Consider the following 21475-nt stretch of genomic DNA (forward strand, 5'->3'; position numbering starts at 1 on the left):
CGTGCAGGTGACCCCGATCTCCCCCGAGAAGCTGGCCGAACTGCTCGCCGAGCGGATCGCCGCACTCCCCACCGACGGCGGCCGCCGGGCCCGGGTCGCGATCGACGGCGCCCCGGCCGCCCGGCCCGGCGAGCTCGCCGACGCGCTGGTCGAGCCGCTACGGCTGCGCGGGCACCCCGTGCTCCGCGTCCCTGCGGACGGCTTCCTCCGCCCGGCGTCGGTACGGCTGGAGTACGGCAAGCAGGACCCGGACGCGTACCACGACCTGTGGCTGGACGACGGCGCCCTGCTGCGCGAGGTGCTCGACCCGTTGGAGCCCGGCGGCAGCGGGCGGGTGCTGCCCTCGCTCCGCGACCCCGTAGCGGACCGGGCGACTCGTGCCCCGTACACCGAACTGCCACCGGGAGGGGTACTGATCGTGGACGGGCCGCTGCTGCTGGGGCGGTGGCTGCCGTTCGAGCTGACCGTGCACCTGATGCTCTCCCCCGCTGCCCTGGCCCGCCGGACTCCGGCGGAACTGGCCTGGACGCTGCCCGCCTTCGCCCGCTACGAGGCGGAGACCGACCCGGCGGGGGCGGCCGATCTGACCGTCCGCTCCGACGACCCCCGGCACCCGGCACTGCTGGAGCGGTGACCGGCAGCGGCGTTGTCAGAGCCGGGACGTACGCTGACCTGCTGTGGAGACGAAGGCGCAGGGGTGGACCGCGACGGGGCTGCGGTGGCAGGGCGGTCGGCCGTCACTGACGGCCGTCAGCGGCCTGCGGGCGCACGAGCGCATCGTCACCCCCGGCACCGAGGTCGGCTGGCGGGTGCTCGGCCCACGCCGGTGCACCGGCGCACGGACGGCTGCCGGGCAGCGGCCATGCCCGCACCGGGCGGTGATCGAGGCGGCCGCCAAGTCGGTGCAGTGCGAGCCCTGCCAGGGCGCCGACGTCGGGCTCGCCCTCGCCCGCGACCAGATCCTCGACAACGGGCAGACCTACCGGCTCTACCTCGCGTGGTTCGGCACCGGCCTGCTCAAGATCGGGATCACGGCCGAGCAGCGCGGCACCACCCGCCTGGAGGAGCAGGCCGCGCTCGCCTTCACCTTCGTCGGGCGCGGCCGCCTCCCCGCCGTGCGGCGGGCGGAGTTGACGGTCGCACAGGCCGGGCTGGCGCGGGAGCGGCTGACCACCCGGGCCAAGACCGCCGGGTGGTGGGCACTGCCCGACGGTGGTGGACGGCTCGACCGACTGGCGGAGCTCCGCGGGCAGGTGCTGCGACTGCTCGACGGCCACGCACTCGAACTCCTGCCGGACGGCCCGCTGGTGGACCAGTGCGGGCTCTTCGGCCTGGCCGACGGCGCGCCGCCCGCCTACCGGGAGATCACGGCGCTCAGCGCCGACGCCACCCTCGGTGGAGTGCTCCGCGCACCCGTCGGGCGGTATCTCTTCATCGACACGGCCGACGACCCGGAGCGGCCGTTGCTGCTCGACACCCGCCTACTGACCGGCTGGGCGTTGGCCGGCGCCGCCCCCGGCCCGCTCTCCGGGCTGACGATCCGGCCGTGCCGCCGCCCGGCCGAGCCGGGCGCGCAGGACTCGCTCTTCTGACCCTGCCCCCGTCACCGGGTCTGTCAGGCACGCCCCTTGGGGGCAGCGTGCCATCCACCTCCGTCGCCCTTGGTGTTCACCTGACCACCCACCGTGTGACGCAGCGCACAGTGATGATACGAACACCATGTGCATATACTCACCCCATCAGGCCACAAGCCTTTGTTTCTAAGGGAGTTGATGTAATGCGCGCTCGTATCGCAGCTGTTCTGGTCGCTGCGGCAGGGATGACGGCCACCATCGCCGCACCCTCGTGGGCAGCCTCCGCCCAGGCACCGGTGACCCCGGCCACCTGCGCGGCGACGACCAGCCAGCCCTGCCTCTGGAAGGCCCAGGATGCGACCGGCGTCGCCGGGATGGCCCAGATCGCCGTCGAGGACTTCCAACCCACGCTCATCCGCGTGGAGTTGAAGACTCAGCGGGCCTGGGGCAGCCCCTGGCTGACCGTCGCCACCACCTCCGGCGTCAGCTCGGCCACCTTCACCCTCGCCACCCCGAAGGTCGCCACCACCGACCGCTCGATCGTCTGCGCGACCACCGGCCCGGCCCTGGACGTGACCCGCCAGATCACCACCTGTACCGCGCCGTACTGACACCCCCTGACAGCCCGGCCGGACCAAGTCTCCCCCTGGTCCGGCCGGGCTCGCCTCACCCGTCAGCGGTCGGGCCGGGTTGGCAGTGGGGGCACCAGTAGGCCGGGCGTTCGCGGTCGTGGGTGGCCGTCCGGATGGTGGTGCCGCAGCGGGTGCACGGGCGGCGGCCTCGGCCGTAGACCCAGTGCTGGTGTCCTGGGCGGGTGTTGCCGGTGGTGACGTGGCCGGGGCGGAGCTTGTTGGCCTCCAGGAGTTGGTGGGCGCGGGCCAGCAGCCGCTCCAGGGCGGCGACTTCGCCGACCGGTGTCCACGGTGTGACACCGGCCAGGAAGCAGAGTTCGATCGCGTAGACGTTGCCGATGCCCGCCAGGTTGCACTGGTCGAGCAGCGCCTCGCCCAGTGGGCGGGCCGGGTCGGCGGCGGTGCGGCGGAGCGCCTCCGCCAGGTCCCAGTCGGGCCCGAGCAGGTCCGGCCCGAGGTGGCCGACCGCCTGGAACTCGTCGGCGGTGCGGAGGAGTTGGACGACCGGCAGGCGGTAGCCGACGGCGGTGCGGGTGGCGGTGGCCAGGATGACGCGGATCTGGTGCGCCGGGCCGCCGCGCCAGCGCTCGCCGGGCCGGTAGAGCTCCCAGCGGCCGTCCATCCGCAGGTGGGTGTGGAGTGTGAGGCCACCCTCCAGGCGGGTGAGCAGGTGCTTGCCGCGTGGGGTGGTGTCAATGATGTGACGCCCCGTCAGGTCCGCCGTCGCGTGTGCGGGGACTCGCAGGTCGGCGGCGGTGAGCAGCTGCCCGGAGAGGGCTTCGTGCAGCTGTGCGGCGGCGCGGTAGACGGTGTCACCTTCGGGCACTCCCCCATCATGCCCCGGTCGGCGGCCTGCTTACGAACTCCTGACGGTGTGGCGGCGGACGGCCTCACGGCCGGTCGGCCGGGCTAGCGTCACGCGTATGGAGATTCTGCTCACCGGCGGGGCCGGGTTCATCGGGGTGGCTGTCGCGCGGCGGTTGGCGGCAGCCGGGCACGGCGTACGGGTGCTGGACGCGTTGCTGCCCGCCGTCCACCCCTCCGGGCGCTCACCTGAACTGCCCGACGGTGTCGAGTTCCGGCACGGGGACGTCCGGGACGGCGCGGCGGTCGAACGGGCGCTGGCCGGGGTGGACGCCGTCTGCCACCAGGCCGCGATGGTCGGCCTCGGCCTCGATCTGGACGACGCGCCCGACTACGTGAGCTGCAACGACCTGGGGACTTCGGTACTGCTCTCGGCGATGGCCCGCACCGGCGTACGACAGCTGGTGCTGGCCGGTTCGATGGTGGTCTACGGCGAGGGGAGCTACCGCTGCCCCGAACACGGCGAGGTCGCCCCCGGGCCGCGCCGGGCCGCCGATCTGGACGCGGGCCGCTTCGAGCCGCCGTGCCCGCGCTGCGGTGCGGCGCTGGCGCCCGGCCTCGTCGCCGAGGAGGCCCCCGGCGACCCCCGGAACGTGTACGCCGTCACCAAGCTCGCACAGGAGCAGCTGGCCTCCGCGTGGGCGCGGGCGAGCGGCGGGCGGGTGCTCACCCTGCGCTACCACAACGTGTACGGGCCGGGCATGCCACGGGACACGCCGTACGCGGGGGTCGCTTCGCTGTTCCGCTCCGCGCTGGCCCGGGGCGAGGCGCCCCGGGTGTTCGAGGACGGTGGGCAGCGGCGGGACTTCGTCCACGTCGAGGACGTCGCCTCGGCCAACCTCGCCGCTCTCGACTCCGTCGGGGGCCGGCCGGCGGGCAGCTCGCGGGCGTACAACGTCGGGAGCGGGACCGTGCACACGGTGGGTGAGATGGCGGGCGAGCTGGCGGCTGCGTACGGCGGCCCGGCGCCGGTGGTGACCGGCCAGTACCGGCTCGGCGACGTCCGGCACATCACGGCGGACTCGACGCGGCTGCGCAGTGAGCTGGGCTGGCGCCCGGAGGTCTCGTTCGCCGCCGGGATGGCCGAGTTCGCGGCTGCACCGCTGCGGGCCTGACGGCCGGGGGCGTACGCAACTGGTGAGCCCCGGGGGGCGCGGGGAACTGCGCGAAATCGGAGTGACGGTCCGGTGCCTCCCGTAGCGCGCAGTTCCCCGTGCCCCTGGGGTCAACGCCCCGGTGCATGCGTCAGCGGCTGGCTGCGGCGGGGAGGGCGATCTCGAAGCAGCAGCCGCCGGTGACGTTGCGGACGCTGGCCCGGCCGGCGTGGGCTTCGACGATGCCTCGGACGATGGCGAGGCCGAGGCCGGCGCCGCTGTCGCCGTGGTCCTGGCGGGCGCCGGGGGCCGGAGGCCGGGGGGTGCGGGCGGCGCCGCCGCGCCAGCCGGTCTCGAAGACGCGGTCGAGGTCGGGTTCGGGGATGCCGCCGCAGCCGTCGGTGACGGAGAGGACCACCTCGTCCGCCTCGCGGCGGGCCGCGACGGCCACGACACCGTCCTCGGGGGTGGAGCGGATGGCGTTGACCAGCAGATTGCCGAGCACCCGGGTGATCTCCCGGCCGTCGACCTCGACGGGCTCGGCCGCGACCTGCTCGCCTTCCAGCCGGATGCCGCGCTGGCGGGCCAGTGGGTAGGCCCCGGCGATCGCGTCGCCGACCAGGTCGTAGACCGAGACCCGGGCCAGCGAGAGGCTGAGGGCGCCCGCCTGGATGCGGGAGAGTTCGAAGAGGTCGTCGACCATGCCGGTCAGCCGGTCGACCTCGGTGCGGATGCCGAGGAGGTAGCGGGGCGGGTCGTCGGCGACGCCGTCCTCCAGGGCTTCGGCCATCGCGCGCAGGCCCGCCAGGGGGGTGCGCAGGTCGTGCGAGATCCAGGCGATCAGCTCGCGGCGGGAGCGTTCGAGGGCCTGCTCGCGGGTGCGGGATTCGGCGAGCCGGGCACTGGTGGCGGCCAGCTCCTGGCTGAGCGCCTCGAGTTCGGAGCCGAGCGGCTGGGCGGGGGCGGCGAAGCCGGTGTCGCTGCCGACGGTGCGGGCGGCGAGCGTGAGCGCCCGGCTGCCGGCCACCACCTGGCGGCCGAGCAGGGCCGCTGTCAGGAGGGAGACCACGGCGGCCATGCAGAGCACCGTTATCACCACGCCGAGGTCGTGCCCGGAGAGGAACATCGCCTGGGCGACGGCGACCGTCCCCGAGGTCATGGCGAGGACGGTGACGACCGCGACGCAGAAGAGCGAGAGGGCAACGGAACGGCGCCGCAGCAGGCGGATCACCGGCCAGCCGAGGAGTCCGGCACCGCCTGCGCCGAGGGCGGCGAAGAGGGCGATGAGCAGCAGGTCCTTCAAGGCGGTTCAGCCCTTCGGCGGGTTGGTGGACACGGGAGCGGCGGGGTCGAAACGGTAGCCGACGCCCCAGACGGTGCTGATCAGGGCCGGCGCGGCGGGGTCGTCCTCGATCTTCTCGCGCAGCCGGCGGACGTGGACGGTGACGGTGGAAAGATCGCCGAAGTCCCAGCCCCAGACGCGCTGCATCAGCTCCTCCCGGCCGAAGGCCGTGCCGGGGTGCCGGAGCAGGAAGGCGAGGAGGTCGAACTCGCGGAGGGTGAGGGCGAGTTCGCGGCCGTTGCGGCTGGCTCGGCGGGCCTGCGGGTCGAGCGTGAGATCACCGGCCGTGAGCAGCCCCGGCGCCGGGGGCGGGGTGGCGGCGCGAGCGCGGCGCAGCACCGACTGGACCCGAAGGACGAGCTCGCGCGGGCTGAAGGGCTTGGTGACGTAGTCGTCCGCGCCGAGCTCCAGGCCGAGGATGCGGTCGGCCTCGTCGCCCTTGGCGGTGAGCATCACCACCGGCAGGGTGGCGCCGTGCTCGGTGGCCCGGAGGCGGCGGCAGACCTCGAGCCCGTCGATCTCGGGCAGCATGAGGTCGAGTACCAGCAGGTCAGGCCGGAAGCTCTCGGCTCGGGCCAGCGCCTGGCGGCCGTCGGCGGCGCGGTCGACCTGGTAGCCGGCTCTGGTCAGGTACCCGGCGACCACTTCGGCCACGGTCGGGTCGTCGTCGACCACCAGGATCCGGCCGACGGGGCCGGGCGCGCTGACGGCGGGATTCTCTGTCACACCTCCGAGGATAGGAAGTCCGCGGGGTCGCGCGGACACCGCATGGGGTGCCGTACGACTTCCGTAAGGTCCCGGGGCCCCGGGGACGGGCCGGTCCGGCGCCGTACGACTTCCGTAAGGCTGCTGTGCGGTCGCGCCGGGTGACTGCGTGGGTAGCGTGAAAAACGTGATCTCTCCCCTTCCTGGTTCTGTCGATGTGGTGCTGCCCTGCCTGGACGAGGCAGCGGCGTTGCCGTGGGTGCTCGGGCGGATGCCCGCCGGGTGGCGTGCGGTGGTGGTGGACAACGGCTCGCGGGACGGCTCGGCCGAGCTGGCCCGGGAGCTCGGGGCGACGGTGGTGATCGAGCCCCGGCGCGGGTTCGGCGCGGCCTGCCACGCGGGGCTGCTGGCGGCCACGGCCGAGCTGGTGTGCTTCATGGACTGCGACGGTTCGCTCGACCCGGCGCAGCTGACCCGGGTGGCCGCGCCGGTGCTGGACGGCACGGCGGAGCTGGTGCTCGGCCGGCGGCGGCCGGTCTCGCTGGGGGCCTGGCCGCTGCACGCGCGGCTCGCCAACGCGGAGCTGGCCCGGCGGCTGCGAGCCCGGACGGGTGCACCGCTGCACGATCTCGGGCCGATGCGGGCGGCCCGGCGCGAGCGGCTGCTCGCGCTCGGGCTGGGCGACCGGCGCTCCGGCTACCCGCTGGAGATGGTGCTCGCGGCCTCGGCGGCCGGGATGCGGATCGTGGAGCGCCCGGTCGACTACCTGCCGCGCTCGGGCCGGTCGAAGGTGACGGGCACGCTGCGCGGCACCCGGCAGGCGGTGCGCGACATGCGGGCCGTGCTCGCGGCGCCGCCGCCGACCCTGCTGGTGATCGCCAAGGCGCCCGTCCCCGGCCGGGTGAAGACGCGGCTCACCCCGCCGTACTCACCCGAGCAGGCCGCCGCGCTGGCCGAGGCGGCGCTCGCCGACACCCTCCGGACGCTCTCGGCCGTGCCGGCCGGGCGGCGGTTGCTGGTGCTGGACGGTGAGCCGGGCGGCTGGCTGCCGCCCGGCTGGGAGGTGGTGCCGCAGTGCGGCGGCGGTCTGGACGAGCGGCTCGCGGCGGCGTTCGCGCACGCCGCCCCGGACGCTCCGGCGCTGCTGGTCGGGATGGACACCCCGCAGCTGACCGGCCCGATGCTGGCCGAGCCGCTCTCCTCCGTGCGGCGCAAGGGAGTTGACGCCTGGTACGGCGCCGCGGCGGACGGCGGCTTCTGGGCGCTCGGCCTGGCCCGGCCGAGCGCCGCGCTGGCACGGCGACTACTGGTGGGCGTGCCGATGTCCACCCCGGGGACGGGCGCGGCCCTGCTCGACCGGCTGACGGACGAGGGATTGACGGTGAGTCATCTCCCGGCACTCACCGATGTGGACACCGCACGTGAGGTGCAGCAGGTCGCCGCACTCGCGCCGGGCGGGCGCTTCGCCGCGCAGGTGCGCAGCCTCCGGCTCTCGCCGGAGGTGGCGGGGTGAGCCTCACCACGGCCTGGGTGGACGACCCCTTCGCGGAGGCGATGCAGAGCGGGCGCGGCCCGCTCTGGCTGCGCCGGTCGGACGGCGGACGGCTGCGGCTGGAGGTCGAGCGCTGGTGCGAGCCCGCCGCCGGGGCGGACCACAGCCTGCTGCTGCGCTGCCTTCAGCTCGGCTCGCCGGTGCTCGATCTCGGCTGCGGGCCGGGGCGGTTGGTGGCGGAGCTGCTCGCGCTCGGTATCCCGGCGCTGGGGGTGGACGTGACCGGCGCCGCCGTCGCCCGCACACTCGGGCTCGGCGGCCCGGCGCTCTGCCGGTCGGTCTTCGACCGGCTGCCCGCCGAGGGTCGCTGGGGCGCCGCGCTGCTCGCCGACGGCAATCTCGGCATCGGCGGGGACCCGGACGCACTGCTCCGGCGCTCCGCCGAACTCCTGGCCCCCGGCGGGGTGTTGCTCGCCGAGGTCGATCCGGAGGAGGTCGACGAGCGGTGCACCGTACGGGTCGAGGGCGCGGGCGGCCGGTGCGGTCCGCCGTTCGCCTGGGCCCGGCTGGGCGCGGAGGCCGCCGCCCACCGGGCAGCCCGCGCCGGGCTGACGGAGGTGGAGCGCTGGGTCTCGCACGGTCGGCGGTTCCTGGCCCTGCGCAAGGGCACCGCCTTGGAGCTTCCGTAACGGTCGGAGAGCTGATCCCGCCCCGGCCGCGTCTGCGGTCCGGGGCGGATTCGCGGGCGCGGCCGGGGCGGGAGTCGGCTCAGGCGTCGGCTCGGGGGTCAGCTCAGGAGTCGGGTCAGGAGAAGACCACCGAGCGGACCTTCAGCCGGTCGCTCGCGGAGCCGCCCGGACGCAGGGTGAAGTAGACGTCACCCACGCAGTCGGCGGCGAGGAAGACCGTCGCCGTGGAGCGGGTGCCGTTCTTGGGCGCGTAGGCCGGGGCAAGGTCGTCGGACTCCGCGCCGGGCAGGTCGATGCACTCACCGCTCGGCGGATAGAAGAGCATGCCGGGCTGCTCGTAACCGTCGGAGTCGAGGTAGCTGTACCGGAACTCGCCGCTGGCGGCCATCGCCGATGCGGGCAGGGACACGGCGAGCGCGAGAGCGGCGGAAGCAGCGAGAACGGCGTTGCGGAGGCGCATGAGCGGGGGTACCTCTCCGAAAAAACTGGTGGAACGAGTCGGGTCGTGGACCAGCGTAGAGAGGGCCGAGTCCGGCGAAACGTTTCGCCCAAGTGCTCTCGCGTGGCGCCAAGTTGACACCCGACTGGCACGGCGTTGTCGCAGCTCAGAGCCGGTCCGTACCCGCCCGTACAGCCCAGTGGCCGCACGCCGGGCGCCACTCGTTCGAGGGATCACCAGCATCATCCCGTTCCCCGGCGGTCAGAAATGCCTCCGCCGAAGGTGCCGCCAGGCCGTGCCGCCGAGCACCACGGCGAGCGCGGCGCCGTACGCGGCCTGCTGCGCCGGCTCGCCGCCCGCCAAGTACAGAACCTGCCCAGCGGCGGGGACGGCCAGCCACTCCCACCGGCCGTCGAGGGCGGCCAGGGCGACCACCAGCAGCCCGTACCAGGGGTAGGCCGGAGCGACCAGCAGCAGGGCCGTCCCGGTCACCAGCAGGGCGCCGCCCCACGGCCGCCGGGGGTCGCCCCGGCGCAACACGTACAGCACGACGCCGAGCAGCAGGGCCGCCGCCGCGTAGGGGGCGAGGCTGTCCGGCAGGGCGAGCCGCAGCAGGCCGAAGCGTTCGATGTGCCCCTGGTCGTACCCCTCCTCCCGGAGGTAGCCGGGCAGGTAGCCGAGCACGCCCGCGCCGGAGGCGAGCACGTACGGGAGGTAGGCGAGCGCGAAGGCGCCGAGGGCGGCGGCGGGGAGCAGCAGGTCGCGCCGGGTCGGGCGGCGGGCCAGCAGGCCGGAGAGCGCTCCGGGCAGGGCGAGCCCGGGGAGCAGCTTGGTGGCCACCGCCGCGCCGAGCAGCGCCCCGCCCGCGAGGCTGCGCCGAGCGGCGACGCAGCCGAGCGAGGCGACCATCAGCAGCGCGCCGAGCGTGTCGACGTGGGCGTCGTTGACCGACCAGACCGTCACCCCTGGGCACCAACCCCACAGTGCGGCCTGCCAGTTGCGCCGCCGCACCAGCAGCAGCGCACCCGTCGTCGCGACGGCGAGCAGCGCGCCACCCGCCTGCACCCCGCGCACTCCGCCGCCGAACGGGTGCAGCGCGAGGAACCAGGCCTCGGCGACCGGCGGGTAGATGGTGTGCACGGCGGGCCGGTTGATGTGGGTGCAGTCGCCCGCCGCCGTGCGGCGCTCGTCCCAGCCGGTGCAGGGCCCGGCGGGGAACAGCCCGGGGTCGCGCAGCCGGGCGAGCGCCGGGTCGTCGGGGGCGTGGGCGTACGGGGAGATCCCGGCAGCCTGCACCCTGCCGTCCCACACGTAGCGGTAGGCGTCGTCGCTGGTGCGCGGCGGGGCGAGCAGCCCGACGGCGGCGACGGCGGCGCTGCCGGCCAGCACCAGCGCCGTGACCTGCCGGGCGGGCACCCGGCGCAGCAGGGCGATCGCGAGCGCGAAGAGCGCGGCGTCGGCGAGGTACCAGCCGTACAGCCGCCCGGGGTCGGCGAGGGTGCCGCCGGTGGTGACGGTCAGGGCGAGGGAGGTGACGAGGGCCGCGAGGGCGGCGGCGCAGGGCAGCACGGTACGGGTGAGCACGGGTTCACCCTGCCACCGGGTGGACCGGCCGAGGGCGATCTGCGGGCTGCCGTTCGGATTCCGTAAGGGCTCGTCATGCGCGGTGCGGCAAGTGGGCGCCGTACGACTTCCGTAAGCAGGTCGAAGCGGCTCCGGCGGGCTCCGAGGGGGTCTCATGGCGGTGTGGACGAAGACACCCCTGCCCCCCGTGGCCGCCGCTGGTACGACCTGCCGCTGCCGACCCCGCCCCGGTTCCTGCGCCAGGGCCCGCTGCGCGAAGGCACGTTCGGCTCGGCGCTGCACGAGCCGCGCACGGCCGTGGTGCTGGGCCGCTGGCTCGGCGCGGCGCTGTTGACGTGCTTCCTGACCGGGCTGCTCAGCCATCTGCTCCAGGAGCCGCCGACCTGGCTGCGCGACCACCTGCCCAGCAGACCGGTGGACGGCTACCGCGTCACCCAGGGCCTGCACGTGATCAGCGGCATCGCCGCGATCCCACTGCTCGGGGCGAAGCTCTGGGCCGTGTACCCCCGGCTCTTCGAGTGGCCGCCCGCGCGGAGCGTGGCACACGCGCTGGAGCGGCTCGGCATCGCGGTGCTGGTCGCGTCGATGCTGCTGGAGGTGTTCACCGGGCTGCTCAACACGCTCCAGTGGTACCCGTGGCCATTCCCGTTCCGCCAGACACACTTCTGGATCGGCTGGCTGGCCACCGGCGGTCTGCTCTTGCACGTCGCCGCCAAGGCGCCACTGATCGCGCAGCACTGGCGGCGGGTCAGGCCGGGCCTGGCCCAGCGCCGGGCCTTCCTCGGCGCGGTGACCGCCTCCGTCGCCGTGGTGACGCTCACCACCGCCGGGCAGAGCGTGCCGTGGCTGCGCCGGCTCGACCTGCTCGCCCCGCGCCGCCCCGACATCGGCCCGCAGGGCCTGCCGGTCAACCGCACCGCCGCCCAGGCCGGGACGACCACCGCCCCCGCCGACTGGCGGCTGCGGGTCGACGGGCCACAGCCGTACGAGCTGACGATGGATCAGCTGCTCGAAATGCCCCAACACGAGGCCGAGTTGCCGATCTCCTGCGTCGAGGGCTGGAGCGCCTCGGCACGCTGGGGCGGCGTCCGGGTGGCGGACCTGCTGGCACGCGCCGGCGCCCCGGCCTCCGCCCGGCTGCGGGTCACCTCACTGGAGGCCGACGGCCCGTACCGGGTGATGGACATGCCCGCCGCGTACGCCCGCGATCCCTTGACGCTGCTCGCGCTGCGGGTGAACGGGCAGGTACTGGCCGCCGACCACGGCTACCCGGCACGGATCATCGCGCCGAACCGGCCCGGCGTGCTGCAGACCAAGTGGGTCGCACGGATGGAGGCCGTCTGATGGCACGGACACTGCGGCTGCTGACGGGGCTGGGCGGGGCCGCCCTGATCGCGTACGGCCTGTACGGGCTCCTCAACGACCACTACATCACCGACCCGCTCGACGTGTTGGAGTGGGCCGTCGGCGGCCTGCTGATCCACGACGGGCTGTGGGTGCCACTGGCCTGCCTGGCCGGCGCCCGGCTGGCCCGGGGGCCGGTGCTGCGCGGCTGGCTGGTGGTGGTGGCCGCGCTCAGCGCCGTGGGCCTGCCCGCCGTCCTGCGGGCCGGGGTCGACCACGGCAACGACACCCTGCTGCCGCTGCCCTACCTGCGCAACTACCTGCTCGTGCTGGCGGCCACCGCCGTCCTGGCGCTGGGCTGGGCGCTGGCCCGAAGGCGACGGCGCCGCCGGGCCACGCGCCGGGCCACGCGCCGGGCTACGCATCGGCCGGCCTGACGCGCACTCCCAGTGCCGGGGCCGAGGTGCCATGATGGCCGCGCCATGACTGCCCCGGGAACCGAGGCCGTGCCCGTGCCGGTACGTGCCGCCACGCTCGACCTTCGCCTGCTTCGGGCCCTGCCCTTCGCGACGGTCTGCGTCGTGCTGGCCGCCGCCGGGCACACCCTCGCCTCCGGTGACGCGGTGCCGCCCGGCACGGTCCTGCTCGGCTGGGCCGCGACCGCGCTGGCCGCGACCTTCGGGGCCCGGCGGGAGCGGTCGCTCACGGCGATCACGGGCGGGCTCGCGACGGCCCAACTCGGGCTCCACCTCCTCTTCCACCTCTCCCCCAGCGCGCGGCCACTGCCCGCGCCGGAGATGCCGGGCATGGCGGGGATGGCGGGGATGGCGGGGATGGCGATGCCGGACGACGGTCAGCACGCCCACGCCCATGCCACGGCGGCAGCGGCGGCGCACACCGCGCTGCTCGGGCTCAACCCGGCGATGCTCGGCGGCCACGCGGTCGCCACGCTGGTGGCCGGTTGGTGGCTACGGCGGGGTGAGGCCGCGCTGTGGCGGCTGGTCGCGCTGGTGCAGGTGGTCGCGGTGTCCGCGCGTACCTGGGCTGCCCTGCTGCGCACCGTGTTCGTACTGCTGGGTGCCCTGCTGGACACCCTCGCCGGACGCCCGACGGCGCCCCGGCGACGGCGGCCGGACGACGGCGAGCCGCCGCTCCCGGCAACCGCCTCGCTGCGGCACAGCGTGATCCGACGCGGACCTCCGAGGGCGGCCTGCGTTCACCGACGGACCGTCACCTCACCAACCAGCTGAACAGGATCCGTCGGCGAACCGCTCGCGAAGCCCGTACCGCTCCCGGTGCGGGCGGACACCCTCACGCCAGTGCACGGGCGGCCACCGGTACGAGTGTCTCGTACCCGGGCTGCGCCGTGCCCGCCTCCGGACGGAGATCACCACCTCATGCGTTCCCTTTCCACCCGCCACCTGGCCGGCGTCGCCGGCCTCGCCACCGTCACGCTGCTCGCCGTGGCCTCGCCGGCCTTCGCCCACGTGACCGTGCAACCCGGCGCCGCCCAGCAGGGCGAGTACACCGCCGTCTCATTCCGGGTGCCGGACGAGAGCGACACCGCGGCCACCACCAAGCTGGAGGTGAGCGTCCCGACCGACCACCCGATAGCCTCGGTCGCCACCCAGCCGCTGCCGGGCTGGAAGGCGACGGTCGAGACGACCAAGCTCGCCACCCCGGTGAAGACCGACGACGGCGACAGCATCACCGAGGTCGTCTCGAAGATCACCTGGGTTGCGGACGCCACCGGCAGCATCCGCCCCGGCCAGTTCCAGGAGTTCCGGATCTCGCTCGGCGCCCTGCCGACCGACACCGAGCGGGTCGTCTTCAAGACGCTCCAGACCTACGACGACGGCAGTGTGGTCCGCTGGATCGACGAGACCAAGGCCGGCCAGCCCGAACCCGCCCATCCGGCCCCGACCCTGACGCTCACCAAGGCCGACGCCGCCGGTGCCGCCGCAGCTGTGCCGAAGGCGGCCGACTCCGCCGAGGCCGCCGCCCCCGCCTCCTCCGACGGCACCGCCCGCACTCTCGGCATCGTGGGCATCGCCATCGGCGCGGCCGGAGTCCTGACCGGCGTCCTCGGCCGCCGCCGGGGCGCAGCGCCGACGAAGTAGCCCTGCCCGGCCTGAGGCCCCCGCGCCGTTCCGACGGCGGGCGCGGGGGTCTCGGACGTCAACTGTTCATGTTCCGGTCAAGGAAGTTGTGCAGACATGTTGCGGGTCGCATCGGCACGCTGAGGGCGTTCGACCGGTGCCCCTCAGAGAGAGACCAAGCCCATGACGTCAGCGTTCGGCCCCCGCCTGCGCCGCCGCCTGGTCGCCCGCGCGGCGGCCCTGCTGCCCCTGGTGACCGTGCTCCCCGTCCTCGCCGCCCCGGCCGCCCATGCGACGGCCAGTGCCAACCTGCTGCTGAACGGCAGCGCCGAGACCAGCCGGTGCAGCCCGGGTGGATGGGAGGAGACCACGCTGCCCGGATGGCGGATCTCCGCCGGCGATCCGGTCATCGACTGCTATGGCATGCCGAGCGGCCCGGCCTCCACCTCCCCCGGCTCCCCCGCCCGGGGCACGGCGTACTTCCAGGGCGGCTCGCGCGGCAGCTCCACGATGACCCAGACCGTCGACGTGTCCGCCGCCGCCACCACGATCGACGGCGGATCGGTCTCGTCCACGCTCTCCGGCTGGCTCGGCGGCATCGGGACGTACAACGACAACGCCAAGGTCACCGCGACGTACCTGAACGCCTCGGGCGGCCCGCTCGGCAGCTCGGCGATCGGGCCGGTGCTTGCCGCCGACCGCAGCAGCGTCACCGGCATGGCGCAGCGGACGGGCACCGCCGCCGTTCCGGCCGGTACCCGCTCGATCACCGTCACGGTCGACTTCTCGATGACCGGCACCCAGAACGACGGCATCGCCGACGACCTCTCGCTCACGCTCGACACCTCGATCACCCCGGCCACGCTCACCGCCCCGGCCTCGGCCGTGCCGGGCTACGACCACGTGTTCATGGTGATGATGGAGAACACCAACTACTCGGCCGCCTCGAACACGGCGACCGGCAGCACCGGTCTCGTCGGGAACACCACCGAGGCGCCGTACCTCAACAACACGCTCATCCCGATGGGTTCGCTGCTCACCGACTACCACGCGGGCACCCACAACTCGGACCCGAACTACGAGCAGGTCGCGTTCGGCGACAGCTACGGCCGCAGCGCCAAGGCACCCGGTGGCAACAACAGCAACTGCATCACCAGCACGGCCTGCACCGCCACCAACGACAGCCTGGGCGACAAGGCCGACCAGGCGGGCAAGTCCTGGGCGCAGAGCACCTACGGCCAGACCAGCGCCTGCCAGACCGCCTCCAGCGGCAACTACGAGAACGACGACGTGCCGTTCTACTACGCCGCGCGGATGAAGAACGACAGCGCCTACTGCCAGGCCCACTGGCCGTCCTGGTCGCAGTTCACCGGCAACCTCCAAGCCGCCTCGACCACGCCCGCCTTCAACTGGTTCGCGGCCGGTGCCTGCAACGACTTCGAGTTCTGCAGCATCTCCAGCGGCGACACCTGGCTGAAGAACACCCTGCCGCTGATCTTCAACTCTCCCGCCTGGAAGAACGACCGCTCACTGCTGATCGTCACCGTGGACGAGGACGGCAAGAGCCTGCCCGGCGGCTTCGGCCCCGGCCAGACCAACCAGGTCATGACCGTCGCCGTCGGGTCGCAGGGCACCGTCAAGGCCGGGTACCGGAGCCCGAACCGGTACGACCACTACAGCACCGCCCGGGTGATCCGGGACGCCCTCGGCCTCGCGCCGATGACCGCCAACGACGCCTGGGCCACCCCGTACGACGACGTCTTCACCACCGCCACCGCCCCGGCCTCCCTGACCAACGGCGGTTTCGAGGCCGGCAACCTCACCGGCTGGACCTCCACCGGCTCCACCCTGGTCACCAACTCTGCCGCCCACACTGGTGGTTACGGAGTCCAGGTCGGCGCCACCGGCCCGAGCACCGACTCCTCCGCCGTCCAGAGCTTCACCGCTCCGAGTGGCAGCAGCACGCTGTCGTTCTCGTACCAGGTGAGCTGCGACGACACCGTCCAGTACGACTGGGCCTCGGCCGCCCTGACCGACACCACCACCGGAGCCACCACCACCGTGCTCCCCAATACCTGCACCAACGGCGCCGGTTGGAAGACGGCCTCGACCCCCGTCACCCCCGGGCACCGCTACACCCTGACGCTCGCCAACCACGACGACAACTACGCGGGCGACCCGACCTACACCTCCTACGACGACGTGACCGTCTCCTGACCGAACGCCCCACCCCCTGCCCCTGCCCCGGAGACTGATGCCTCCGGGGCAGGGGCAGCCGCGCCGGCTAGCGGGGCGCCGGGGCGTAGCCGGCCGGCCGGGTGGTGAAGCCGCCCCGGCCCTGCGTACGGCTGCGCAACGCCGTGGCGTAGCCGAAGAGTTCGGCGAGCGGGACGGCTGCGGTGACCACCGCCGTGCCCGACCGCGAGGTCGAGCCGAGGACCCGACCGCGCCGTGCGGCCAGATCGCCGAGCACTCCGCCGACCGCCTCCTCCGGCACCGTGACGGTGACTTCAGCCAGCGGCTCCAGCAGCACCATCGCGGCGGCCCGCAGCGCCTCCCGCAGGGCGAACCGCCCGGCCGTCCGGAAGGCCAGCTCGGACGAGTCCGTGGGGTGGGTGGCCCCGTCGGTGAGGGTGACGTGCAGGCCGGTCACCGGGTGACCGCCGAGCGGCCCCTCGGCGAGCGCGTCCCGGCAGCCTGCCTCGACCGCCCGGACGTACTCCTGCGGCACCCGGCCGCCGACCGCGACGGACCGGAAGTCGAAGCCCTCGTCGACACCCAACGGGCTGACGTCGAGGACGACTTGGGCGAACTGACCGGCGCCGCCGGTCTGCCTGACGTGCCGGTACACCAGCCCCTGGACCCCGCGCCCGACCGTCTCCCGGTAGGCGACCTTCGGTCGGCCGACGTTGACCTCCAGCCCGTGGGCCCGGCGGATCTTCTCGACCGCGACCTCCAGGTGAAGTTCACCCATGCCGGAGAGCACCGTCTGCCCGGTCTCGGGGTCGGTCCGCACCGCGATCGACGGGTCCTCCTCCGTCAGCCGGGCGAGCGCGGACGCCAACCGGTCGGTGTCGGTGCTTCTGCGGGCCTCGACCGCGACCGTGACCACCGGGTCGGCGACGCTGGTCGGTTCGAGAACGAGCGGCGCCGAGGGCAGGCAGAGCGTCGCCCCGGCGCGCGCGGCCTTCGGCCCGACCACCGCGACGATGTCCCCGGCGACCGCCCGGTCCACCTCGGCGTGCCGGTCGGCCTGCACCCGCAGGATGCGGGCGATCCGCTCGGTGCGGCGCGCACCCACGTCCAGCACGGTGGCTCCCTTCTCGATCGTGCCCGAGTACACCCGCAGGTAGGTCAGCCGCCCGGTGGTGGTCGAGTTCACCTTGAACACCAGTGCAGCAAAAGGCAGTTCGGCGTCCGCGGCGCGCTCCTGCGGTTCGCCGTCCAGGGTGCCGCGCACCGGCGGCACGTCCGACGGCGAGGGCAGGTAGGCCACCACGGCCTCCAACAGCGGCTCGATACCACGGTTGCGGTAGGCCGAGCCGCAGAGCACGACCACACCGTCGCCGGTGCGGGTCAGCTCGCGCAGGGCTGCGGCCAGCGTCGGGGCCGAGATCGATCCCGACGCGCAGTACTCCTCCAGCGCGCCCGGGTGGAGCTCCGCCACCGCCTCCTCCAGCAGCACCCGGCGGCGCCGGGCCTCCGCCAACAGGCTTGCCGGCACCGGGCCTTCCTCGGCGGTGTCACTACCGTCGGCCCAGCTGAGAGCGCGCATCCGCAGCAGGTCCACGACGCCGCTGAAGCTGTCCTCGGTGCCGATCGGCAGCTGTACCACCAGCGGCGCCGGGTGCAGGCGTTCGCGGATCGAGGCGACGGCCTTGTCGAGGTCGGCACCGGCCCGGTCGAGCTTGTTGACGAAGGCGATCCGTGGCACACCGTGCCGGTCGGCCTGTCGCCAGACCGACTCGCTCTGCGGCTCGACGCCCGCGACGGCGTCGAACACCGCGATCGCACCGTCGAGCACCCGCAGCGAACGCTCCACCTCGTCGGCGAAGTCGACGTGGCCGGGGGTGTCGATCAGGTTGATCCGGTGGCCGTCCCAGTCGCAACTCACCGCTGCGGCGAAGATGGTGATGCCCCGGTCGCGTTCCTGCGGGTCGAAGTCGGTGACGGTGGTGCCGTCGTGGACCTCGCCGCGCTTGTAGGTGGCGCCGGTCAGGTAGAGGACGCGTTCGGTGACGGTGGTCTTCCCGGCGTCGACGTGGGCGAGGATGCCCAGATTGCGGACGGCGGTCAGCGGAGTGGTCTGGCGAGGGTGCTGTTCGGTGCGCACGGCCCGTGGCCTTTCAAGGCGGTTCGGAGAGCAGGCAACGCGATTTCCGGGACGGGACGGGACACTGGGGTCGCCCCCACCGACGGCTCGACACACATCGGCCGGGGGGCAGTTCTCCGTCGCGGACTACCGGTGCGGGCCGCGCAGCCCGCACCGGGCGTCCGAAGACACCAGGATCACCTCGTACCGTGCCTGGGGAACGACAACAGCGGTGCAGTACCGCATGGTTGTCCCCCCTCGATCGTCACGGCGCGCACCCGCCGGTGTTGGCGGCGCACGGTTCGTGGTGAGCATAGTGAACACCCGCCGCCCGGGGCACCGGGTTTTCCGCCGCCCCGCTCGCGTCGGACGCCCCGCTCGCGTCAGACGCGGTCGAGCACCTGCCCGCTGGGCTGCACAGCCGCGGTGGGCACAGGTTCACGTACGGGCAGCAGGCCGCGCAGGAGGCGCTCGGCCGGCCGTTCCACTCCGGCGTGCAGAGCCCAGGCGGCGAGCAGGGTGGCCCCGAACGCAGCGAGCAAGGGAACGACGGCGGCGGTGGACCAGTGGCCGAGCATGCCGTAGTGGCGGAAGGCGTCGAGGACGAAGTAGTGCACCAGGTAGAACGCGAAGGAGATCCGGCCCAGGAATTCCAACCACGGGCGGGCCAGCAGGGATCGGCCACCGCGAACGTCCCGCAGGCCGACGGCGGCGGCCATCAGGGCGAAGAACGGTATGAGGACCGCGTCGAAGACGCCTATCCCGGGCTTCACGGCGGTGAACCACTCCGGGTGTCGCAGCCATCCCCAGCAGAACGCGGCCGCCATCAGGCACAGCAGGATCGAGACCCGGGCGCCGACCGGCGGCCGCCACCCACGCCGGACCAGCAGGGCCGTGCAGATCCCGACGACGAACATCGGGGTGAGCGAGAGCGGCGAGGCGACGACCAGGCGGGTGACGCCGGGGCTGTAGGTGTGGTGCGCGATCCAGATCCTGGTCCCCGCGCTGAGGGCGTCCATGACGATCAGGACCGCTGCCAGCGCGGCCGGGCGGAGCCGCCGCAGCAGGCGGATCAGTGCCGGGAAGAGCAGATAGAAGAACGCCTCGCAGGAGAGCGTCCAAGCCGTCGTGTTGATGGCGTAGAAGTGGTCCACGGTCCACGCCTGAAGCAGACTCACCGAGTACAGCATGTCCGGGACGGCGGCGAGCTGCCGCGTCCAGGAGTAGTCGGTCACGATGATGACGAGCGACAGGAACGTCATCACCGGCCAGATCCGGGCGAATCGGTGCCAGTAGAAACGCAGCGCACCGTCTCCCGGCCGGTGGACCCAGGTGAGCACGAACCCGGAGAGCACGAAGAAGAACGGGACGCCTTCGTAGCCGAGCTGCAGGGCGGCCAGCAGCCGTGGGAATCCGGTGAAGAGGTAGGCGCAGTGGAAGCCGAACACTCCCAGAGCGGCGAACCACCGTAGCCCGGTGAGTGAGTCCAGTCTCCGGATGGTGGGCGGTTCAGGCTCCTGCCGCAGGTGTGATCGCCGATGCGCCATCCGACCCCGATCCTCCGGACCGAGCTTCGGTGACACCGGTCGACGCCGTCGATGATATGGCAAGCACATCGGAGAGAATGACGGCCTCGTCCCGGATGCGATGCGGCTCAGCCGTCGGAGTCGACCGGCTCGCTCGCTGCCGTGGCCGACTTGATGCCGAGCTTCGCCTCGGCGGTCGTCCAGTCCGTGGCGATGGCCTGCTGGGCGGCGGCGAGGGTGACCTGGTTCTTGCATATCGCCGTGTGGAGGTGGGTCTCGACGGCGTCCTTCGGGTTGTTCGGCCCCTTGCCCGGGACGTGATCCGGGGACGGCGGCTGGACCCACAGGTTGCGCGGGTCGTTCGGGTCGCCACCGAGCTGAAGGCTGATCAGGTGATCGTACTCGGCGTCGCCCATCGGGCCGGTGTAGTCGTAGGACGCGGCATTGCCGATCTTCTCCTTGCCGGTCACGCTGACCGGCGGCCGGATCGTCGAGGTGTACCCACCGGTCCTGCAGATCGTCGACCCGATCGTCGCCTGCGTCACCGCCGGGCTCAACGCCCCAGGCGTGCACACCGGGTCCGGCAGCGGCTGCTTCGCCGCCGTCAGCCGGTAGTGACAACTCCCCGCCTTCGGCTGCACCTGCGCGGTGTACGAGCTCTGCGGCCCTGGTCCGACCGGAATCACGCCACCACCTGCCGGTGCACTCACGGACGGCGTCGCCCGGCCGGCCGCCTGGTCGCCGGACCCGGCGGGGTGCTTCGCCGTCGGCGAGCAGCCGACCGCAGCGGCCAGCAGAGCGGCGCCGAGCGCCACAGCGGTACGAGCCGAGACAGCCACGGAACAACCCCCACAAACGACTGAACTGACGGACCCCCGGATCGACGCCCGCCCCCCATTCTTCCACCCGCCCGTGCCTGCCCTTCAGGCAGGCAGGTACGGAAGGGCGCGGCCTTCGGATGACCCGGTCAGACCGCGCGGGCCGCGGCGCGGATGGAGTCGAGGACGACGTCCGGGTGCGAGAGCATCGCAACGTGGCTGGAGTTGACCTCGACGGTGGTGGCGCCCATCCGGGCCGCCAGGAAGCGCTGCAGGTCCGGGTTGACGGCGTGGTCCTGCAGCGCGAGCACGTACTGGCTCGGCTTGGACTTCCAGGCGATCCCGTCGGTCTTGGCGCCGAGCACCTCGACGCGCGGGGCGCCCTGGGTCGCCCAGACGACCTGCTGCTCCGCCTCCGGCAGGTCACCGCAGAAGTGCGAGATGCCGTCCCGGGCGATCCACAGGCGGCCGTCCTCGCTGTCCAGGTGGGCGAAGAGCGGCGGCGTGCTGAACTTGCCGATCAAGTCTTCCAGCGTCTCGCCCGCGTCGGGGGCCAGCGCGGCGATGTAGACCAGGCCCGCCACCCGGTCGTCGGTGCCGGCGGCCGTGATGACGAACCCGCCCCAGGAGTGCCCGACCAGGATCGCCGGGCTGCTCACTCGCGCGAGCGCGCGGTGGACGGCGTCGACGTCGCCCTCCAGCGAGTCCAGGGTGTTCTGCGCGGACACCACCTCGTAGCCCTCGCTCTGGAGCACCGGGATCAGCTTGTTGAAGCAGGAGCCGTCGGCCCACAGGCCGTGGGCGAAGACGATGCTGGGCTTGTTCGACGTCATCGGCACGTTCCTCCACTCGTCGCGGGCCACCCGGCCCGCACACTCGATCAGATGCGCCGAGTCCACACCACACCCCCACCGGAACCGGCGGCCCGCGCCGCAGCCGCCCGACATTCACCCCGACCGGA

At 73.6% G+C, this 21475-nt stretch carries 20 protein-coding genes and 1 pseudogene; 12 read left to right on the plus strand and 9 right to left on the minus strand.

The features are described 5' to 3' along the window. Window position 1: 1 nt before the first annotated feature. From ACR68M_RS01170 to ACR68M_RS01180, 3 genes are all read left to right on the plus strand, one after another. Window positions 2-634 (plus strand): uridine kinase, encoded by a 633-nt coding sequence (locus ACR68M_RS01170; protein ID WP_441248473.1) that lies wholly within the window; start codon window positions 2-4, stop codon window positions 632-634. A 43-nt stretch (window positions 635-677) separates the two neighbouring features. Further along, the gene (locus ACR68M_RS01175; RefSeq protein ID WP_441248474.1) at window positions 678-1592 is read left to right on the plus strand and encodes a DUF2797 domain-containing protein; all 915 of its coding nucleotides are present in this window, start codon (window positions 678-680) and stop codon (window positions 1590-1592) included. Between the two features lie 185 nt (window positions 1593-1777). Beyond that, the gene (locus tag ACR68M_RS01180) at window positions 1778-2185 is read left to right on the plus strand and encodes a hypothetical protein (RefSeq protein WP_441248475.1); all 408 of its coding nucleotides are present in this window, start codon (window positions 1778-1780) and stop codon (window positions 2183-2185) included. 55 nt (window positions 2186-2240) lie between these two features. Here the strand turns inward: ACR68M_RS01180 and ACR68M_RS01185 are convergent, their stop codons facing one another. Then, window positions 2241-3032 carry an Fpg/Nei family DNA glycosylase gene (locus ACR68M_RS01185; protein WP_441248476.1) on the minus strand — a complete coding sequence of 264 codons (792 nt, stop codon included), beginning with the start codon at window positions 3030-3032 and terminating at the stop codon, window positions 2241-2243. Between the two features lie 97 nt (window positions 3033-3129). Between ACR68M_RS01185 and ACR68M_RS01190 the strand changes: the two genes are divergently transcribed. Then, window positions 3130-4185, plus strand: a complete 1056-nt coding sequence (locus ACR68M_RS01190) for an NAD-dependent epimerase/dehydratase family protein (RefSeq protein WP_441248477.1) — start codon at window positions 3130-3132, stop codon at window positions 4183-4185. Between the two features lie 130 nt (window positions 4186-4315). Here the strand turns inward: ACR68M_RS01190 and ACR68M_RS01195 are convergent, their stop codons facing one another. Both ACR68M_RS01195 and ACR68M_RS01200 read right to left on the minus strand, forming a co-directional pair. Continuing rightward, window positions 4316-5467 (minus strand): sensor histidine kinase, encoded by a 1152-nt coding sequence (locus tag ACR68M_RS01195; RefSeq protein ID WP_441248478.1) that lies wholly within the window; start codon window positions 5465-5467, stop codon window positions 4316-4318. Between the two features lie 6 nt (window positions 5468-5473). Next, window positions 5474-6232, minus strand: coding sequence for a response regulator transcription factor (locus tag ACR68M_RS01200; protein WP_441248479.1), 759 nt, complete (start codon window positions 6230-6232; stop codon window positions 5474-5476). A 250-nt stretch (window positions 6233-6482) separates the two neighbouring features. Between ACR68M_RS01200 and ACR68M_RS01205 the strand changes: the two are divergent. From ACR68M_RS01205 to ACR68M_RS01215, 3 genes and pseudogenes are all read left to right on the plus strand, one after another. After that, window positions 6483-7070, plus strand: a pseudogene (locus ACR68M_RS01205) (glycosyltransferase family 2 protein); the annotation flags it as partial. After that, window positions 7044-7724 (plus strand): TIGR04282 family arsenosugar biosynthesis glycosyltransferase, encoded by a 681-nt coding sequence (locus ACR68M_RS01210; RefSeq protein WP_441251798.1) that lies wholly within the window; start codon window positions 7044-7046, stop codon window positions 7722-7724. The pseudogene ACR68M_RS01205 and the gene ACR68M_RS01210, both read left to right, overlap by 27 nt. After that, a complete protein-coding gene (locus ACR68M_RS01215; RefSeq protein ID WP_441248480.1) occupies window positions 7721-8392 on the plus strand; it encodes a methyltransferase domain-containing protein in 672 nt (223 codons plus the stop codon). Before ACR68M_RS01210 ends, ACR68M_RS01215 begins: the two co-directional genes overlap by 4 nt. A 115-nt stretch (window positions 8393-8507) precedes the next feature. On the opposite strand, the gene ACR68M_RS01220 is transcribed toward ACR68M_RS01215, so the two are convergent. Beyond that, window positions 8508-8852 carry a hypothetical protein gene (locus ACR68M_RS01220; RefSeq protein WP_441248481.1) on the minus strand — a complete coding sequence of 115 codons (345 nt, stop codon included), beginning with the start codon at window positions 8850-8852 and terminating at the stop codon, window positions 8508-8510. Window positions 8853-9092: 240 nt separating this feature from the next. Further along, window positions 9093-10415, minus strand: coding sequence for a hypothetical protein (locus ACR68M_RS01225; RefSeq protein ID WP_441248482.1), 1323 nt, complete (start codon window positions 10413-10415; stop codon window positions 9093-9095). A 213-nt stretch (window positions 10416-10628) separates the two neighbouring features. Between ACR68M_RS01225 and ACR68M_RS01230 the strand changes: the two genes are divergently transcribed. The 5 genes from ACR68M_RS01230 (at window position 10629) to ACR68M_RS01250 (ending at window position 16075) form a co-directional block, all read left to right on the plus strand. Further along, entirely contained in the window at window positions 10629-11759 is a 1131-nt protein-coding gene (locus tag ACR68M_RS01230) for a molybdopterin-dependent oxidoreductase (protein WP_441251799.1), read from the plus strand. Next, window positions 11759-12196 (plus strand): hypothetical protein, encoded by a 438-nt coding sequence (locus ACR68M_RS01235; protein WP_441248483.1) that lies wholly within the window; start codon window positions 11759-11761, stop codon window positions 12194-12196. The genes ACR68M_RS01230 and ACR68M_RS01235 overlap by 1 nt, the downstream gene beginning before the upstream one ends. A gap of 45 nt (window positions 12197-12241) precedes the next feature. Beyond that, window positions 12242-13009, plus strand: coding sequence for a hypothetical protein (locus tag ACR68M_RS01240; protein WP_441248484.1), 768 nt, complete (start codon window positions 12242-12244; stop codon window positions 13007-13009). Window positions 13010-13156: 147 nt separating this feature from the next. Beyond that, window positions 13157-13879 (plus strand): YcnI family copper-binding membrane protein, encoded by a 723-nt coding sequence (locus ACR68M_RS01245; protein ID WP_441248485.1) that lies wholly within the window; start codon window positions 13157-13159, stop codon window positions 13877-13879. Between the two features lie 162 nt (window positions 13880-14041). After that, window positions 14042-16075 (plus strand): alkaline phosphatase family protein, encoded by a 2034-nt coding sequence (locus ACR68M_RS01250; protein ID WP_441248486.1) that lies wholly within the window; start codon window positions 14042-14044, stop codon window positions 16073-16075. A gap of 67 nt (window positions 16076-16142) precedes the next feature. On the opposite strand, the gene fusA is transcribed toward ACR68M_RS01250, so the two are convergent. The 4 genes from fusA to ACR68M_RS01270 all read right to left on the minus strand — a co-directional run bounded on the left by fusA (window position 16143) and on the right by ACR68M_RS01270 (window position 21347). Further along, window positions 16143-18191, minus strand: coding sequence for an elongation factor G (fusA, locus tag ACR68M_RS01255; protein WP_441248487.1), 2049 nt, complete (start codon window positions 18189-18191; stop codon window positions 16143-16145). A gap of 362 nt (window positions 18192-18553) precedes the next feature. Next, window positions 18554-19618: an acyltransferase family protein gene (locus ACR68M_RS01260; RefSeq protein ID WP_441248488.1), complete on the minus strand. Its 1065-nt coding sequence runs from the start codon at window positions 19616-19618 to the stop codon at window positions 18554-18556. A 206-nt stretch (window positions 19619-19824) separates the two neighbouring features. Beyond that, entirely contained in the window at window positions 19825-20535 is a 711-nt protein-coding gene (locus ACR68M_RS01265) for a hypothetical protein (RefSeq protein WP_441248489.1), read from the minus strand. Window positions 20536-20663: 128 nt separating this feature from the next. Further along, window positions 20664-21347 carry an alpha/beta fold hydrolase gene (locus tag ACR68M_RS01270; RefSeq protein ID WP_441248490.1) on the minus strand — a complete coding sequence of 228 codons (684 nt, stop codon included), beginning with the start codon at window positions 21345-21347 and terminating at the stop codon, window positions 20664-20666. Window positions 21348-21475 lie beyond the last annotated feature (128 nt).

The organism is Kitasatospora sp. McL0602 (assembly GCF_052076145.1).
GTDB lineage: Bacteria > Actinomycetota > Actinomycetes > Streptomycetales > Streptomycetaceae > Kitasatospora.

Coding starts and splice junctions, on each gene's coding strand:
- ACR68M_RS01210 (WP_441251798.1), top strand. CDS start 7,044: ATGCGGGCCGTGCTCGCGGCGCCGCCGCCGACCCTGCTGGTGATCGCC.
- ACR68M_RS01235 (WP_441248483.1), top strand. CDS start 11,759: ATGGCACGGACACTGCGGCTGCTGACGGGGCTGGGCGGGGCCGCCCTG.
- ACR68M_RS01180 (WP_441248475.1), top strand. CDS start 1,778: ATGCGCGCTCGTATCGCAGCTGTTCTGGTCGCTGCGGCAGGGATGACG.
- ACR68M_RS01270 (WP_441248490.1), bottom strand. CDS start 21,347: ATGACGTCGAACAAGCCCAGCATCGTCTTCGCCCACGGCCTGTGGGCC.
- ACR68M_RS01240 (WP_441248484.1), top strand. CDS start 12,242: ATGACTGCCCCGGGAACCGAGGCCGTGCCCGTGCCGGTACGTGCCGCC.
- ACR68M_RS01250 (WP_441248486.1), top strand. CDS start 14,042: ATGACGTCAGCGTTCGGCCCCCGCCTGCGCCGCCGCCTGGTCGCCCGC.
- ACR68M_RS01245 (WP_441248485.1), top strand. CDS start 13,157: ATGCGTTCCCTTTCCACCCGCCACCTGGCCGGCGTCGCCGGCCTCGCC.
- ACR68M_RS01220 (WP_441248481.1), bottom strand. CDS start 8,852: ATGCGCCTCCGCAACGCCGTTCTCGCTGCTTCCGCCGCTCTCGCGCTC.
- ACR68M_RS01190 (WP_441248477.1), top strand. CDS start 3,130: ATGGAGATTCTGCTCACCGGCGGGGCCGGGTTCATCGGGGTGGCTGTC.